This is a genomic window from Mucilaginibacter sp. GW822-FHT03E02 (assembly GCF_058801545.1).
In genome coordinates this window covers 3,123,865-3,140,599 of sequence record NZ_JBXANJ010000001.1, presented here as the reverse complement: position 1 = coordinate 3,140,599, position 16,735 = coordinate 3,123,865, and the positions used below count along the sequence as shown (strand labels likewise).

The following is a 16,735-nucleotide window of genomic DNA, read 5'->3' as shown; positions in this document are numbered from 1 at the left end:
TGAAAACAGGGGGATAAAAAGGAGTAGGAATTACGGTTTCTGCTCCTTTTTGTATCTTAAAGGTATAATCGGCAGCCTTTTAGATGTTAACTCAACAACAAAAAATTCAGCTCAGTCCCTATTCCTGGCTATATGATCTGGTCGTTCCCAAGGACAATCTGCTTCGCAAGATCGGCGAGCTGATAGATTTCACCTTTATTTATGATGAGTTGTTAGCCAAATATTGTTCTAATAACGGGCGTATGGCAGAAAGCCCGGTACGCATGTTCAAATACCTGTTGCTGAAAACGATCTATACCATTTCGGATGTAGATGTCGTTTAACGCTCACAATATGATATGTCCTTCAAATATTTCCTCGATATGGCTCCCGAGGATGAAGTAATTAATCCCAGTTTGTTGACCAAATTCAGGAAGCTTCGTTTGAAGGATGCAGAACTGTTGAACCTGCTAATGAGCAAAACTGTTTCTATAGCGATTGAAAAGGATATTATTAAATCCAAATCCATTATTGTTGATGCAACCCATTCGCTATCCAGGTCAAACCACATTCAGCACTTGAAGTTCTCAGAGAACGTTCAAAACTGTTGCGAAATGGCTATAAAAAAAGCACGTCGAGGGAAAAATAACCGTGGGAAGAACCAAGCTCTCGTTTATTATTTTGATGTTGAAAAATATAAAACCTGCCCATTAAAAGATAATTGTTATAAAACAGGCGCAAAGACCAAAACATATTCCATAACTATTAAATCGGACCAGCACAGCCAGCAGATGGCTTTTCAGGAAACAGACTACTATAAAGAGAAAACTAAGCATCGATACAAGATTGAGGCGAAAAACAGTGGGTTAAAAAATGTTCATGGTTACCACAGAGCGATATCTTATGGGATTGAAAATATGCAGATGCAGGGAGCATTGGCAATTTTTACTGTTAACCTAAAAAGAATTATCAAACTAACCAGCTAAAATCGAAAAGCAAGAAAGCTTAGGCTGAATCATCCTTGCTTTGCCTTCATTCGACACCAGTTCGTCCTGAAGCATAGCTGGAAATATACAGGAAATAAAAAAGCGATTTAATAAAAGATGATCCTTTATTAAATCGCTTTATAAATGCCGCTCATTAAAGAGCTACTTTTTCAGTGTCCTGGTAGTTTGCCGGGGGCTTTATTTTTTTGAGTATAAAACAGCCCGGCCCTCATAGCTCTTGGGTGCCCGTAAACTGTTCCCTTTTTTATACGTTGATAAGCTTTTCTTGTTTTTTGTATAGTATTTTATACGAAAAACACACAATGTTCGCACTATTTGGGCTTTATTTGGCCAATGGCATACCATTTGTCTACATAATGTCATGAGGCCGGTATAATAATCCGGCATGTAAACGACAAATTTAATAGATAGATATTATGAAAACTTTAGTTAAATCAGTATTAATTACGGCGGCTTTATTCGTAGCAAAATCCGGCATTGCACAAGTTAACGTAGGTGCTGCAACAGCAACAAAAATTGTTACACAAACTGCATTACCATCTGTGAATGCCGCTACTGTGGCTCAAAAAGCCGCAACTGCAACTACCAATGTCAGCAACCAGGCGGCTGCACAGGCCCAAAGCGCTGCTGCCCGTACCGCTGCGCAAACTCAGGCAGCAACTAACGCGGCAGCCACTCAATCGCAGGCAACTGCGAGCCAGGCAGCCAACGTAAGCGGAACAGCTAACGCTGCCGCCGCAACAAATGCCGATGCAGCAGTTAACAAAGCCGACGCTGCCGCAAACCTTACCGGTTCGGGTAGTGTAAGCGGCTCGGCATCGGCAGATAAAGCCGCAACAGCCGCAAGTAGCGCAGTTACAGCATCAAAAGACGCTGCAAGCAATGCATCAGCAGACGTTAGCGCTAAAGCAAACAATGTTGCAGCGAAAGCTACAGCAGCTAAAACTGCTTCGGTTAATGCCGCATCTGCAGTGGGCAAAAAAGCAATAGCCGCCAGGAAAAATGTGAGTGTTAGCAACAAGGAAAGCGTAAGCAGTTCCGGTAGTGCAGCTACAACTACGAAAAGCGCCAAAGCAAGCTTATCACACAGTGGGGCATCTGCAACCACAATAAAAGCAGGTAAAAAAAGCGCTTCTGTTAGCGCTTCGGGCAGCAGCTCAACTAAAGTAAGCGCAGCTAAACAATAACATCAAATTATAGCAACATCATTAGCAAAAGGGCCGTTAGCGGCCCTTTTGTCGATTTAAAACATATGCTAAGCATATCAAACCCTTTATGAAAACTATCAAACTTATCGTACTGCTTGTTATTATGGGCAGTTGTACAGCCTCATTTGCCCAGCGAACCGTTACCGATACGGCATCCAAAAAGCCGCAAGTGAAGGAGCTGTTTGTAAATGCCGGACTACAATATATCTCCAACTTAACCTACGCCGGCCGCCGCGACGATAGCAGTGTACCATTACTGCTGCCAACACTTACATTGGTGAGCAAGCATGGTTTTTTCCTGAGCGCCATAGGTTACTTTGATCTTAACGGGTCAAAATCGGGCGCCGAAGGGCTAAGTGTAACCCCCGGTTATGTTTTTGGGTTCGATAGTAAAAAGTATTATGGTGGTACAATATCAGCTACCAAGTTTTTTATTACAGGCAGCAGCCCTATCATCCTATCGTCTTTTAATGCCACGATTGATGGTTCACTGTACGCCAACCCCGATAACATTGTAAAGCTTAGTATCGGTGGCAGTTACCGCTTTGATAAAAACAACAAGAATGACATCATCAACACTGCCGAACTATCTAAGGAAATATTTGCGGTTAAAACCGGGGCTACAAAATTAAATGGCCTTAAGTTTACGCCAACCGCATCCTTGTATGCCGGTACACAATCGTTTTACCAAACCTATTATACCGAATCACAGGTAACCCGGTCGGTAGAGTCACCTCAACAGCAAACGCCTATTAACATATTGTTTCCCAATCAGCCTAAACAAACTATCATCACCCAAACCGTAACCCAGGAAAATCAAAAGGAAGTGAGGAAATACCAGCTGCTTGCCTTTAGCGGATCGGTACCGGTTACGTATGTAATAAACAAAGTACAAATAGTTTTTACGCCATACCTTATAAAACCATTTAACCAGGTTGATTATGTGAGTAATACATCAAAAAATGGCCTTTACTTTTTATTCTCGGCAGGTGCAAGCGTAACTTTTTAATATAATTGCGTTTTTTCTCACGTAAAAATATTAACATATGGTTTAAATGCTGTGGTTTTTTATAAACTTCGCATTTAAACCGTTTTGTATGCGTTCAATCCTCTACTATAAAAAACTATTTCCTGCGGCTTTTGCCTTTTTTGCATTCTCTGCCCATGCCCAGGTTCCCGGCTCGGCTATTGATGTGCAGCACTACAATTTTGCATTACAGCTTAATGACGATAACAACAATATAAAAGGCGAAGCCACCATAGCCATAAAATTTATAAAGGATGCTACCTCCTTTAGCCTGAACCTGGTGAAAAAGAATACCGGTGGCAAAGGGATGACCGTATCTTCAGTAACCGAAAATGGCAAAAGCCTTAAATTTGAACAGGATAGCGATATTGTTAAAATTTATACCCTTGTAAAGGCCCCCAGCAGGCACAACTTTGTAATTAGCTACGAAGGCATACCCGCCGATGGATTGATCATATCAACCAACAACTTTGGCCACCGTACCTTTTTTGGTGATAACTGGCCAAACCGGGCGCATAACTGGCTTCCCTGTGTTGACGACCCGGCAGATAAAGCGACCGTTGACTTTGAAGTAACCGCACCTGATCATTACCAGGTGGTGGCTAACGGTTTACAACTGGAAGAGAAAGCGTTGGATAACCACCTAAAACTTACCCATTGGCAGGAAAATGTTGTGCTGCCTACCAAAGTAATGGTTATTGGCGTTGCTGAATTTGCCATTGACCATCCCGGCGATGTAAGCGGTATCCCGGTTTATACCTATGTGTTTCCCGAAAACAAGGAGGCCGGTTTTAAAAACTATGCCATTGCCAAAGATATACTGCCGTTTTTCATCAAAAAAGTTGGCCCTTACAGTTACGAGAAACTGGCCAACGTACAATCGAAAACCATATTTGGCGGGATGGAAAATGCAAGCGCGATATTTTATTTCGAAGAGTCGGTTACCAGCAAGGGCATAGAAGAGTTAATGGCGCACGAAATAGCCCACCAATGGTTTGGCGACGGCGCAAGCGAAAAAAACTTTGCCCACTTATGGTTAAGCGAAGGTTTTGCCACCTACATGACCAACCTGTACCTCGAGAATAAATATGGTGCCGATACCTTAAAAAAGCGATTAATTGAGGATAGGCAAACAGTTATTGATTTTGAAAAGAAAAGGCTGAGCCCCGTGGTTGATACCGCTGTAAAAGATAAATACATGCAATTGCTAAACGCCAATAGCTACCAAAAAGGCGGCTGGGTACTGCATATGCTTAGGCGCAAGCTGGGGGATGTTATATTTTGGAAAGGCGTAAGTAATTATTACACCATGTACAACGGCCGCAACGCTAACACAGCCGACCTATGTGCCGTGATGGAAAAAGCCAGCGGCCAAAACCTAAAACCATTTTTTAAACAATGGTTAAGAACTGCCGGCCATCCTGATTTAAAGATAACATGGATGCGGCGCGCAAATAGTTCTGTTGTTGAAGTATCGGTAACACAAAAACAGGCATCGCTTTACGATTTCCCGTTGGAGTTTACTGTTAACGGCAAGCCTTACACCCTTAACATCAAAAATAAGGAAACCGGGCTTAAAGTACCCGTGGCTGCCGGCGATGTCAAGGTGATAATTGACCCTAACGTAAATTTACTGGCATCTTTTAGCCTGGAAGGCATTACTGTGCAAAAGTAATAAGCTTGTGACTATCTGCTAAATAAATCGACAGCCCTGTTGATTTATAAAATTTTATAATTATCATTGTGTAATACCTACACAATGATAATTATTGGTTTATTGCCCAATAAATCATGGTGATGGTATATGTTATTCAGCCCCCGGATAATCCATAAACCAATTATATTAAACCAGATAACCATGAATAAAAACTCAACATTTTGGGCTTTGCTGGCCCTATGCCTGTTGCCATTATTTGGCTACAGCCAAAGCAGCGATGCCATTATTGCCGGCGAAAGTGTAGCCGTAACCAGCACCGATGCAGGGCAGGTACGCGGGTACATCCACAACGGTACCTTTAATTACAAAGGCATACCTTACGCAACTGCCAAACGTTTTATGGCACCCGAAAAGCCCGCGCCGTGGCAGGGTGTCCGCGCATCGCTGGTATACGGCGCTGTTTGCCCTATCGACCCAACTACCACCGTTAACGACCCAATCGAGTTTGGCTTTCAGCACAACTGGGGCTATATGAATGAGGATTGTCTGAAACTCAACGTTTGGACTCCAGGCATTAATGATCAAAAGAAACGCCCCGTAATGGTTTGGCTGCATGGCGGCGGTTTTGCTGCCGGCTCAGCCATTGAACTGCCATCCTATGACGGCGAAAACCTGAGCAAAAAAGGCGATGTTGTGGTGGTATCCATTAACCATCGTTTAAACCTGCTGGGCTTTTTAAACCTATCGGCCTATGGCGATAAATATAAATCGTCGGCCAATGTGGGTATGATGGATATTGTTGCGGCACTGCAATGGGTAAAACAAAACATTGCCAGCTTTGGCGGCGATCTGGACAACGTAACCATTTTTGGCCAGTCGGGCGGTGGCGGCAAGGTTACTACCTTAATGGCGGCGCCATCAGCAAAAGGCTTGTTCCATAAAGCTATTGTACAAAGCGGCAGTTACCAGTCAAAATTTATGGATAACGATGTATCAAAAAGAATTGGCGCGGCTATGCTGGAAGTATTGAACCTGCAACCCAACCAGGCAGATTCATTACAAACCATATCGTACGAACGCCTGAGCGCCGCCGCAAAAAAAGCATTACCTAAAGTTGCCCAACAATTAAAAGCCGAAGGCAAGCCCGTTGCCGGTTTTGGTCTTGGCTGGGAACCAGTTAACGATGGCGTGTTTTTACCCTACCAGTTAAATGACCCGGCCGCTGCCGAACTATCAAAAAACATTCCCTTACTGGTTGGCTCAACTAAAACCGAGTTTATGGCCTCGCTGATAAACCCGGCCATCCGCAACTTTAGTATGGACGATGTTAAAAGCTACCTACAAAAAAAATATGCTGATAAAACAGATGCCTACATGGCCGAGGTTTTAAAAGCCTACCCGGGCACTGTAAAACCATCCGATTACCTGGATATCGATTTAGCAACTTTCAGGCCGGGTGTTATCCGCCAGGCCAACGCAAAATCGGCAGTAACGGGCGCGGCGCCGGTTTATATGTATATGTTTACCTGGCAATCACCAGTGGCCGATGGCATGTTTAAATCCATCCATTGTATCGATATCTGTTTTGAGTTTGATAACATTAAACGCTGCGAAGAAATGACCGGCGGTGGTAAGGATGCCTATGCCTTAGCCAATAAAATGAGCCAGGCCTGGATAAATTTTGCCCATACCGGCAACCCTAATGCCAAAGGCTTGCCCAACTGGCCGGCTTACACCGCTCAAAGCGGCGCGGCCATGTTATTTGATAACAAAGCCGAAGTAAAATACCATCATGACGCTGCCCTGCTTCAAATGGCTTCGGCAAAATAAAATTTTTCGACTTTAATAATATAAAACAGCTGCCTTTTGGTGGCCGTTTTTGTTTACCAGGAAGACAGCCTATCCCGGTTTATTTAAATTAGCCGGGCGCGCAAATTTTTATATGGCGATCTTGAAAAATTTGGATTTTTTGCATAATATAATTTTGTAGTTTGCGTTATCAACCAAACAATCCATTCCGGTGGCTCGTTTAACTACCAACTATTAACCTTTAAACCATTAACATCATGAACACAGCAGCAATTAAATCCATTTATGTAACCGCTTACAGATGGAACGCCAGAAATTTCGGACAAGGTGGCCTACCCAAATTCAACTCACTTTTTGGCGTTAGTTTCCTGTTAATCCTTTTGCTAACCAACCTGCTGATGTTTACCCAACTTTGTTTACATCAACAATGGTTTAACATTAACCAGGTAACCGCAACCGTAATGCTGTTGGCCGCTTCGGGTGCGCTGCTGCTCAATTACTTTATACTGCTAAACAACGGCCGGTTTAAAAAATGGAATATCGCGTTTGAAAAACTGAGCAAAAACAACCAAAAAGCATGGTCAATTATGCTGATGGCTTATGCCGTGGTATCCTGCATCTTTTTCTTGTTTGTAAACACCATCTAATAATTAAAATATCGGCTTGGTTTTGAACTTGTTGCACATAGAGCAACAAAAATTTAACAGCCAGGTTATTTTACAATTATGCTAATTACATGAATTGTGCATTATTTTGCATTACCTGCCGGTAGCGTCGGCAGGTAATATCAAGCATACCATAACCATGAAAGTGATCACAAAATTTAGCTGTTTTATTACCCTAATTATCTGCACATCGGTAAGTATTGCCCAGGCACAAACCAAAGCCGACGTGTTTAACCCTAAAGTACCGGTTACCTGGCTGGGAATTGACTTTTCGCAGGCAAGGTTTATTGGCTCTGAGGCGGGATACAAGGCTACTGGCGAACTATTAAACTCGGAATTTGTAAGCAAGTATATCCCCGCCTGGGCAAACCTGTTTATAACGGAGCCCAAAACATACAACGTGCCCCGTGCCTCGCACCGCGATAGCGTACACTTCGCTTTTAAAGTGACCGAAGCGGCAAACAATGCTATCACCAAAAACTTTTTTACCGAGAAACCAAGCGATTTTAGCACGCTTAAAGAAAAGGACATTGTTGATTTGGTAAAGAATTACGATTTCCAGGGCCAGAAAGGCTTGGGAATGATGCTATTTGTTGAAGGCATGAATAAAGCAACACACGAGGCCGGCGCCTGGGTAACCTTTGTAAACATGAGCGATAAAACGGTATTATTTACCGTTTATAAAACCGGAAACAGCCGTGGTTTTGGCTTCCGCAACTACTGGGCACATTCATGGTACAACATCCTGAAAGATTTTGCGGCCGATTTTGATACGTATAAACAACGGTTATAAGTATTTAACAGCGGCGCCCAAAAGGCGCCGTTTTTTGTTGGATGACATTTTTATTTCCCCTTTTACAATAACCAAAAATATTTATCTTACGTGCTGATTAAATTTTATCACAGTGTTGGTTAAAACTTTTGGCAGTGCGGTTTATGGGATACAGGCTATCACTATTACGGTTGAGGTAAATATAAGTGGTGGAAAACCCAATTATTTTATTGTAGGGTTGCCCGATAATGCGGTTAGGGAGTCAATGCAGCGAGTTGAAACTGCATTGCAAACCAATAGTTTCCGAATGCCAAGGCAACGGATTATTGTAAACATGGCCCCTGCCGATATCAAAAAAGAGGGATCAGCCTATGATTTAACTATCGCAGCTGCTATCCTTTCGTCCTCCGGCCAAATTGTGACAGATGAACTGGATAAATACATCATCATGGGCGAGTTATCGCTCGATGGAAGCTTACAACCCATAAAAGGTGCATTACCCATAGCTATACAGGCCCGTAAAGATGGATTTAAAGGTTTTATCCTCCCTAAACAAAACGCCCGCGAGGCTGCTATTGTAAATGATCTGCAGGTTTATGGCGTTGAAAGTATCAAAGAAGTGGTAGGCTTTTTTAATGGCGATATTAAGCTCGAACCTGTAATTGTAAACACCCGCGAGGAATTTTACGACAGCCTGTGCAACTATGATAGCGACTTTAGCGAAGTGCGCGGACAGGAAAACATCAAACGCGCGCTGGAAATTGCCGCCGCCGGTGGCCATAACGTCATCCTGATAGGTCCGCCGGGAGCCGGCAAAACCATGCTGGCCCGCAGGTTGCCATCCATTTTGCCTCCGCTAAGCTTATACGAAGCCTTAGAGACCACCAAGATTCATTCCGTTGCAGGTAAGCTTGCCGCGGCCGATGCATTGGTTACGATAAGGCCATTCAGGAGCCCGCACCATACCATCAGCGACGTAGCCCTCGTGGGCGGCGGAAGCAACCCCGCCCCCGGCGAAATTTCGCTGGCCCACAATGGTGTTTTGTTCCTGGATGAATTACCCGAGTTTAAACGCAGCGCCCTGGAAGTAATGCGCCAGCCGCTTGAAGAACGACGGGTAACCATTTCAAGGGCGAAGTTTACGGTTGATTATCCATCAAGCTTTATGCTGGTGGCGAGTATGAACCCCTGCCCCTGCGGCTATTACAACCATCCCGAAAAGGAATGCATTTGCCCGCCTGGGATGGTGCAAAAATACCTGAGCAAAATATCGGGCCCGCTGCTGGATAGGATAGACCTGCATGTGGAGGTTACCCCGGTGAATTTCAACGAGCTATCGTCAGACAGGTTGGCCGAAAAAAGTGAAAACATCCGCGAACGCGTAATCAAGGCCCGCGAAATTCAGATAGAACGTTTTGGCAACCGCCCCGATTTACATGCCAATGCCCAAATGAGCCCCCAAATGGTACGTGACCTGTGCAAAATAGATACAGCCGGCCAAACCCTCCTGAAAAAAGCCATGGAAAAACTTGGCCTGAGCGCCCGCGCCTATGATCGCATCCTGAAAGTAGCCCGCACCATTGCCGACCTTGCCGCCAGCGAAGAAATTAAACTGGAACATTTGGCCGAGGCTATACATTTCAGGAGCTTGGATAGGGATGGTTGGGCAGGGTAGGTGTGGCTGAGACGGAGTTTCAGGGCTTAGTAGTATGAAGTCGGAGATTTTAGACAGCGTGGTAAATCGAAAACTAAGAATTAAAGAATGGTAGTACTAATAATACAAATCATAAGTAGTATTCTCGCAGCTTATATTTCGCTTATAACGATTAAAAGAGATTTCAGAGCGAAGACTAAGGAGTTGAATAAAGAGGCTTCGCAAATCCGTAACGTTGTGATTGCGGTTACTGTAGTATCTATCCTTAATTTTGCCGTATCATTTATTAAAGCTCGTAACGATACTTACGATTTAAAGTCTGAAAAATTAAGGTTAACTAACAGCCTGACAAGGCTACAAACCCAAAACGATAGTTTACGAAAGCAACTTAATCAATCAACAATTAGTCAATCCAAGCTGATTACAGGAAGCCAAGTAAAATCCGCTGAACAACTAAGTAAAGCCGCAGATAGATTATCAACACTTATCAACGGTAGCGAGAATGCACCGTTATTTTATTTTATCGTTAAATCGGATGCGGTAACTGACGGGGTAATTAGAAACCTCGATAGTAAACCTATTTATAACGTGATGTTTAAAATCACTAATTATAATAATTTATTAAACTGCCCTATAACAAATAATCTTTTATACAACTATTCCTGCTACACAGAGAATACTTTTGAAATCCCTTTATTGCCATCATTCAACGCTAAATCAGGACAAAGAATACAGTTACCTAAATATAATAACAATATCCGGGTCGGAAAATATTTAGTAATGGTTACGATGAACAACAAGACATATTATGAACAAGCCATCTATACCATCTCAGATAAAAATCGGCTATTCCAAGCTCTCCGAATTATTTTAGTAAAAAACAAAAGGGTTATAGCTACAAACGTTGTTAGCGGCAAGGAATTTGAACTTAAAAATGTTAACTGGAAAAAAGAGTTTCCGTTGCCGTTATTAATTAATTTCAGTAACTAATAAAAAAATTGTGCATTCTTTTGATATTCCCATGTGATGATACTTATATTCATACAGATTTATTTTAGCCTCATCACTGTGTTTTAACTAAATTTGGTTGTGAGGGCTAAACTTGTTATAAATCAAATAAGATTTAGTAAATTTTTAGAATTTTATAATTTTTTGTACGGGTATTCTTTCCAACCTTAACATTAATAGCAATATTGAACCGAAATGACCTCCGTGATTGATAGAGCGAGCGATGTTGCCCTTGTAGGAGGAGGAAGCAACCCTGCTCCCGGCGAAATTTCGCTGGCGCACAATGGTGTTTTGTTCCTGGATGAATTACCGGAGTTTAAACGCAGCGCCCTGGAAGTAATGCGCCTTCGGCTGGTGCGCGCGTGCCGCGCGTAGCCAACATGATAAGTAAACCGCATGCCCAATAATATGCACGTAACTCCCGATCAGTTTTAATAAGGCCGTAGTTCGCGTAAAGGATTGAAATGGATACCGGCCAACGCGCGTAATGCCTGCAGGCGTATAAATGTAAAGCCTGGCGACGCTTCTACCAGCGGCGTACGCCCAACTAATAAAGCCCCGCAATATTTCTATTAACGGGGCTTCTCCCCTAATTATTAACCTAACGGCCAATTTCTTTTAATGACAGCGCACGCTAAATTTAGCGGTGATGTTTAAGGTATTGCTGCCGGCATCATAAATGGCCGAGCCATTTATACCGCTTGCTGATGGCAAAGTAAAGTTTCGCGGCGCCATGGTAAACACCGAGGTTTGGTACCACATGTAGCTGTTATAAGCATACATGTAATATTGATCGCCATTAAATAATTTAATGCTGTATTTGCCCCGGCTGCCTGTAATGCCGGTGCCAAAAGCATACTGGATAACGCCACGGCTTACGTAGGCGTAAGTCCATGCGTTTTGATTAAGCCGCGCCGCGCCAATGTCGTAAAGGAAAAACCATCCCGAAGGCAGCAGGTTAATATTTTTATTACTGCAATACCCCTGCATATTAAGGGTAACATTGATGAGCGAAGGCGTAGCCGGGTTGCCAAAATTTAAATCGACCGAACCCTGGCTGCATGGATTAAACAGGCCGGTTTGCGCAAGTATAGGTAGCCGCGGGTTAAGGTATAAGTTAAAGCTGCTGATAACAACCTTACATTGCGCAATGCTGGGCACATACGGAAATACTACCACATCTCCATCGTGTACAAATTCGCCATGGGCGCCGGCCAGGTATTGGTTGTTGGGTGTAACTATGGTTACATCATAAACACCACTGTTGCCTGCGCCGCAATGAATGCGCACGGTTAGCGGCGTAAAACAAGTGCCGTATGGGTGCCCGGCTACCGCCCAACTCCAATCAAGGTTAAAGCAGCACAGGTGCGAGGTTTCGAAATTAGCGGTAAGGTTGCCATTGCCATCATTGGCTATGGTAACATCGCCCTCGCTTTTCCATTGCCCGGTTTCTTCGGTAAGGCTCCATAGCGGTACGGTGTCGCCGGCTTTAATATTGTTGCCGGTAATAAAGTTTGTGGTGTTGGGATCCAGCTTCATGCTTACCTGTATGGGCTGCGAAAAATGCCTCACCTGTGTACCGGCAGCCGACATTTTAATGGATAGCAAACCGGCAGATACAAAGTTGATGGCATTGCCGCCATTAACCTGGTTGCCGGCCTTATCAATAACGTTGGTAGGGCTAAAGCCCCCGGGGAAGGCCCCGTACGAAGTGGTAGAAACGGCGCTGAAATCAACAATGTTGGATGTTAGCGCCGATGCGTTTATAGCCGATCCATCTGCATCAAGCATTTGTGTGCCGGGTAAAATTTTGATCTGCGCGGTTTCAACCATGCCCGACCGTTGCGGCAGGTTAAGGGTTGTACCGGCCGATACACCGTTTGCTAAGGGTGTGGTAGCCGCCAAAACAGATGTACCTGCGGGTGGGTTGGCATATTCAACCACGCCAACATCAACAATTTTCGCGCTATCTGTTGTAATGGTAATGGTTTGGGTGATGGGCGCATAACCCGGAATATCGGCAGATACATTGAATGTTACCGGCGACGAAACCGAGGGCGCTGCATTGGCGGTAAGCGACAGTGGTAAAAAACCATGCGAAGCCTTGAAATCGCTGGTAGAGCCTCCGTCCATTTGTACCAGCGCGGCATCCTTGCCGGTTATTTTAACGTCAAAATCGCCGGGCTGATTGCTTGAAGTTGCATTGGCATTGGCAAAACGCAATAATACGGGCGCTTTGGTAAGCGTGGTTTCGTTGATGGTGAGCGCTATGCCCTCATTAGGCTTACGGCAGCTATTCAGGGTTAGTACCAGTACCAGGCAGGCTATCATTAAAAAAATATTAATAAGCGCGCCGCCCTGTTTTGCCGGGCCAATTTGTGAATGGAGTTTAAAGGTGTTTTTCATGGTGATATTTTATCTGATTCGTAAATTAAAATTGAGCTGAACAACAGGCATCCAACGGTAGCCCTGCATGTTTTTATTGAACTGTATATTATTGGCGTCGTTATCTGATAGTAGCTTTGTACCCGTAAATGAAGTGCCGGGGCTGGATAGGTAATAGGTGCCAACATCAACGTTTACATTTAAAAGCTGGCCCGGGAACCCTTTAAAAAGGGCGATGCCCAGGTAAGGCGCAACACCTTTCCATGTTACATCGGCCTGCAGCACACCTATCTGATCTTTGGTGAGCGACTGGCTCCCGATGTTATAGCCGCCCATGGGCGAAATAAGGGCTGTTGCCTTGCCTTGTGTAATGTACGAGGCGCCGCCAACCAGGCGGATGCTGTTGGTATTAAAGGGTGAATAATCGGCCAGCAAATGAACATTGGAGAAACTGGTTGAAAACTGGCCTTGTACCGCGAAACCAAAAAAATGGAAATCTTTATTTTTGTTTACGGGGATGATGCCAAAACCAAGCCGGCCCGATAATTTGGGTAAAAAACCATATTTTACATCGGCCCCTATGCCCTGGCTGCCAACAAGTACCTGTACGGATATGGGCGAAACAAACTGTGCGGCATTGCCGGTTACAGGGCTTTCGGTATTGCTTTGCTGTGCATAGGCAGCGATGTAAAAAAGCATTGTTAAAAGAGTGGAGATAAAGTTTTTCATAGGTATTGAGTTTAATAAGTGTTTTTATTTGGCCGTGCAAGCGCCGTAATGCATATCAGCATTATGGCTATTGTTACAAGGAGATATTCCATGGTTATGGGGTTTAAAATGTGTTAGCTGTTTATGTATATTGTACCGTTTATTACAGCCCTTTGCCGGTTTTAGCAGCGTTGCTTTTTGCGGCTTTTTTTGGTTGTTTTTAACGATACAATTTTATGGGACGGCCGCAAGGCACACAATACAAAGCTGTTTGTATTTTTTAAAACGGTAATAAAGCATAGGTTTACAAGTAATTAGTACGATGGAAATGACAACTGAAAAACTATCAGTGATCATAGCAGATGATCATACATTATTTATAAACGGGCTTAGTATGTTATTGCAAAACGAGCCGGATATCGAGATTATGAATATAGCAGCCAACGGCAAAGAGGTGTTGGGGTTGTTACATACCCATACGCCCACACTTGTGCTGCTTGATATTAATATGCCGGGCATTAATGGCTTCGAGGTGCTTAAACGGATAAAAGCCTACTATCCAAAAATTAAAGTGGTGATGCTATCTACCTATAACGAGGAGCACCTGATTGAAAAAGCAAAAGCCACCGGTGCTGATGGCTACCTGTTTAAAAATACCGAAAGGGATGAGCTATTGAGGGTAATGCGCCTGGTAGCCCAGGGGCAGCAATGCTTTCCGTACAAACCGCCTGTTGTTAACTCAACCTTTGATGACAGCGATCCTTTTTTAAAGCAATTCCAGCTTACAAAACGAGAAACCGAACTGCTACAGTTTATTAAGCAGGACTACACCAACCAGCAAATGGCTAACCACCTGCACCTGAGCATTTATACGGTTGAAACCCACCGCAAAAACATTATGCAAAAGCTAAACCTGAAAAACCCCGTGGAGCTTACCAAGTTTATACTGCAGTATAATTTGTAATGGGATGGTTAAAGTTTGAAAATGCTGAAGGAAGAATGAGGCCGTAAAAGGGAATTCTGACGCTATGACATTTAGTATAGATATACCTCATAGATGCCCAAATCATCGTTAGATAAAAATTGGTTAATGTCTTTTTTTAGAAGAATTAATAATTCAGCGATCTTTTGAGTGCCAACGTTGCCGGTGCGCAACCAAATTACTTTAGGAGGGTGGGAGTAAAGGTTTTGTAATTCGCAAAAATCCTCGTCAAAAGTTAAAATTGTGTAGTTGTTTGTTTTGGCGAATTGCCAGATCATAAAATCGCTTAAACGATCATTTGCCTGAATTTCATTTGTAGGCAGAATCTCCCAATCTGACAGGAGTTTTTTTAAGCGCCATGAAATATTTTCGTCAGCGATGAGCCGTATCATGCCACTTTAATTATTCGCTCTTTGTTAGCTGCATAAGCAAGGCATGCAAATATGGCTTCGGATGTTAGTTGTGGGAAATCGCTTAGAATTTCTTCATAACTCAAGCCAGATGCCAGCCATTGCAAAACATCATATACAGAAATCCGCGTACCCTTAATAACTGGTTTGCCAAACCTTATTTCGGGGTTAAATTCAAGATATTCTTTATAATCAATTGGCTGCATATACAAATTTACCTAAATTGTCATCAAATCCCATCACATGAAAAAGATATTCTTTCTGAGCATCATCCTTTTTGCATCCTTTAAAACCTTTGCCCAGCAAACGGATAAGGAGGCTGTAAAGCAAACCATTAATACCATGTTTGACGCCATGCGCAAAGGTGATAGTACCATGTTACGGTCGGCTTTTCATAAAAACATCGTTTTTGAAGGAGTAGCCAATAAAAAGGATGGCACGGTTGAGCTGGAAATGGAAAATCCCAATGACTTTATAAAAGCCGTAGGCACGCCTCACAAAGAAATATGGGACGAGCAAATCACCTTTAGCGACATTAAAATAGATGGCGACCTGGCCAGCGTTTGGACACCATACAAATTTTACCTGGGCAAAACCTTTAGCCATTGCGGGGTTGATGTTTTCCAGCTGATGCGCACCGCGGCGGGATGGAAGATTATTTATGTTGTTGATACCCGCCGTAAAGGCAATTGCCCGGAATGATCTTTATGAAAGAATAGATGAGAGAGAAGAGATTATGGGTGCAAATTAACCGAAGATCGGCGGAGGAGCCGATAGATTATGTACGATGTTCCAACCTGGTAGGTAACCTGTTTACTTTTAAATTGCCACCGATTACCGTAAAGGGAATAAGAAAAGTAAATATTGACTTCGCCGATCATGATGATGCATTGCTGATAGGGGGACTCGATAGCATTTTGACGATTGTGGAAACATTTCCATTTGATTTATTCGACACGGCTGATTTGCATGGAAAGATTGCCTTGTTAGCTGAGAGAACTTATAAATGCCTGGTACTTGTTTACCAACATCTCAACTTAGATGTAGAACAGCTAAAGATTGGATACAAAAAAATACTGGACGATGATTTTGTTTTGACCCACATCTTATTCGGTGGGCCAAAACAAAACAGAAACCGAAGTATTAAAGCCACAGTAAAAGCAGATTTTCTTATTGATTGTACTTCACTAAATATCATTTTCCTAAATAAAAATGATATTGTTATCAATGAAATTCCATTGTTTAAAACCATACCGGGCTGGCTATTCTATAGTTTGTTACTAAAGACGTGTAAATGGATTGACGGCGAAACCTTCGAGATGTCTAACGGTAGTAAAGAGATTAACTTCCGAGTCAATATTAACAGGCAAATAAGTATGCACTACCTGCCTGTTAACAGAGATGTTGACGGTATTAAGGAAGAAATTCGATTTCTTACTTTGGAAAGGTACTTTGATCTTTAGT

General features: G+C 43.1%; 15 protein-coding genes and 2 pseudogenes. 13 read left to right on the top strand and 4 right to left on the bottom strand.

Annotation, left to right across the window (positions count from 1 at the left end; translation table 11 throughout):
* Positions 1-83: 83 nt before the first annotated feature.
* The 10 genes and pseudogenes from AC1RM2_RS13170 to AC1RM2_RS13125 form a co-directional block, all read left to right on the top strand.
* Positions 84-965 (top strand): annotated as a pseudogene (locus tag AC1RM2_RS13170) (transposase).
* Between the two features lie 437 nt (positions 966-1,402).
* Positions 1,403-2,173 carry a hypothetical protein gene (locus tag AC1RM2_RS13165; protein WP_492985527.1) on the top strand — a complete coding sequence of 257 codons (771 nt, stop codon included), beginning with the start codon at positions 1,403-1,405 and terminating at the stop codon, positions 2,171-2,173.
* An 88-nt stretch (positions 2,174-2,261) separates the two neighbouring features.
* Positions 2,262-3,203, top strand: coding sequence for a hypothetical protein (locus tag AC1RM2_RS13160; RefSeq protein WP_492985526.1), 942 nt, complete (start codon positions 2,262-2,264; stop codon positions 3,201-3,203).
* Positions 3,204-3,291: 88 nt separating this feature from the next.
* Positions 3,292-4,896 (top strand): M1 family metallopeptidase, encoded by a 1,605-nt coding sequence (locus tag AC1RM2_RS13155; protein ID WP_492985525.1) that lies wholly within the window; start codon positions 3,292-3,294, stop codon positions 4,894-4,896.
* Between the two features lie 183 nt (positions 4,897-5,079).
* Positions 5,080-6,708 (top strand): carboxylesterase/lipase family protein, encoded by a 1,629-nt coding sequence (locus tag AC1RM2_RS13150; protein ID WP_492985524.1) that lies wholly within the window; start codon positions 5,080-5,082, stop codon positions 6,706-6,708.
* A gap of 236 nt (positions 6,709-6,944) precedes the next feature.
* Positions 6,945-7,334: a hypothetical protein gene (locus AC1RM2_RS13145; protein WP_492985523.1), complete on the top strand. Its 390-nt coding sequence runs from the start codon at positions 6,945-6,947 to the stop codon at positions 7,332-7,334.
* Between the two features lie 157 nt (positions 7,335-7,491).
* Positions 7,492-8,145, top strand: coding sequence for a hypothetical protein (locus tag AC1RM2_RS13140; RefSeq protein ID WP_492985522.1), 654 nt, complete (start codon positions 7,492-7,494; stop codon positions 8,143-8,145).
* A gap of 112 nt (positions 8,146-8,257) precedes the next feature.
* A complete protein-coding gene (locus AC1RM2_RS13135) occupies positions 8,258-9,799 on the top strand; it encodes a YifB family Mg chelatase-like AAA ATPase (protein ID WP_492985521.1) in 1,542 nt (513 codons plus the stop codon).
* Between the two features lie 87 nt (positions 9,800-9,886).
* The gene (locus AC1RM2_RS13130) at positions 9,887-10,768 is read left to right on the top strand and encodes a hypothetical protein (protein WP_492985520.1); all 882 of its coding nucleotides are present in this window, start codon (positions 9,887-9,889) and stop codon (positions 10,766-10,768) included.
* 237 nt (positions 10,769-11,005) lie between these two features.
* Positions 11,006-11,131 (top strand): annotated as a pseudogene (locus AC1RM2_RS13125) (ATP-binding protein); the annotation flags it as partial.
* Between the two features lie 273 nt (positions 11,132-11,404).
* Here AC1RM2_RS13125 and AC1RM2_RS13120 read toward each other — a convergent pair.
* Entirely contained in the window at positions 11,405-13,192 is a 1,788-nt protein-coding gene (locus AC1RM2_RS13120) for a hypothetical protein (RefSeq protein ID WP_492985519.1), read from the bottom strand.
* Between the two features lie 9 nt (positions 13,193-13,201).
* Positions 13,202-13,900 (bottom strand): hypothetical protein, encoded by a 699-nt coding sequence (locus AC1RM2_RS13115; RefSeq protein ID WP_492985518.1) that lies wholly within the window; start codon positions 13,898-13,900, stop codon positions 13,202-13,204.
* A gap of 301 nt (positions 13,901-14,201) precedes the next feature.
* Here AC1RM2_RS13115 and AC1RM2_RS13110 point away from each other — a divergent pair, with 301 nt between their 5' ends.
* Positions 14,202-14,843 (top strand): response regulator, encoded by a 642-nt coding sequence (locus AC1RM2_RS13110; RefSeq protein WP_492985517.1) that lies wholly within the window; start codon positions 14,202-14,204, stop codon positions 14,841-14,843.
* Between the two features lie 71 nt (positions 14,844-14,914).
* On the opposite strand, the gene AC1RM2_RS13105 is transcribed toward AC1RM2_RS13110, so the two are convergent.
* Positions 14,915-15,253: a DUF5615 family PIN-like protein gene (locus AC1RM2_RS13105; RefSeq protein ID WP_492985516.1), complete on the bottom strand. Its 339-nt coding sequence runs from the start codon at positions 15,251-15,253 to the stop codon at positions 14,915-14,917.
* On the bottom strand, positions 15,250-15,477 hold the full coding sequence (locus AC1RM2_RS13100) for a DUF433 domain-containing protein (RefSeq protein ID WP_147055044.1): 228 nt from the start codon (positions 15,475-15,477) through the stop codon (positions 15,250-15,252). The genes AC1RM2_RS13105 and AC1RM2_RS13100 overlap by 4 nt, the downstream gene beginning before the upstream one ends.
* 37 nt (positions 15,478-15,514) lie before the next feature.
* On the opposite strand from AC1RM2_RS13100, the gene AC1RM2_RS13095 reads away from it, so the two are divergent.
* Both AC1RM2_RS13095 and AC1RM2_RS13090 read left to right on the top strand, forming a co-directional pair.
* On the top strand, positions 15,515-15,973 hold the full coding sequence (locus tag AC1RM2_RS13095) for a nuclear transport factor 2 family protein (protein WP_492985515.1): 459 nt from the start codon (positions 15,515-15,517) through the stop codon (positions 15,971-15,973).
* 17 nt (positions 15,974-15,990) lie between these two features.
* The gene (locus tag AC1RM2_RS13090; protein WP_492985514.1) at positions 15,991-16,734 is read left to right on the top strand and encodes a hypothetical protein; all 744 of its coding nucleotides are present in this window, start codon (positions 15,991-15,993) and stop codon (positions 16,732-16,734) included.
* Position 16,735: the final 1 nt, after the last annotated feature.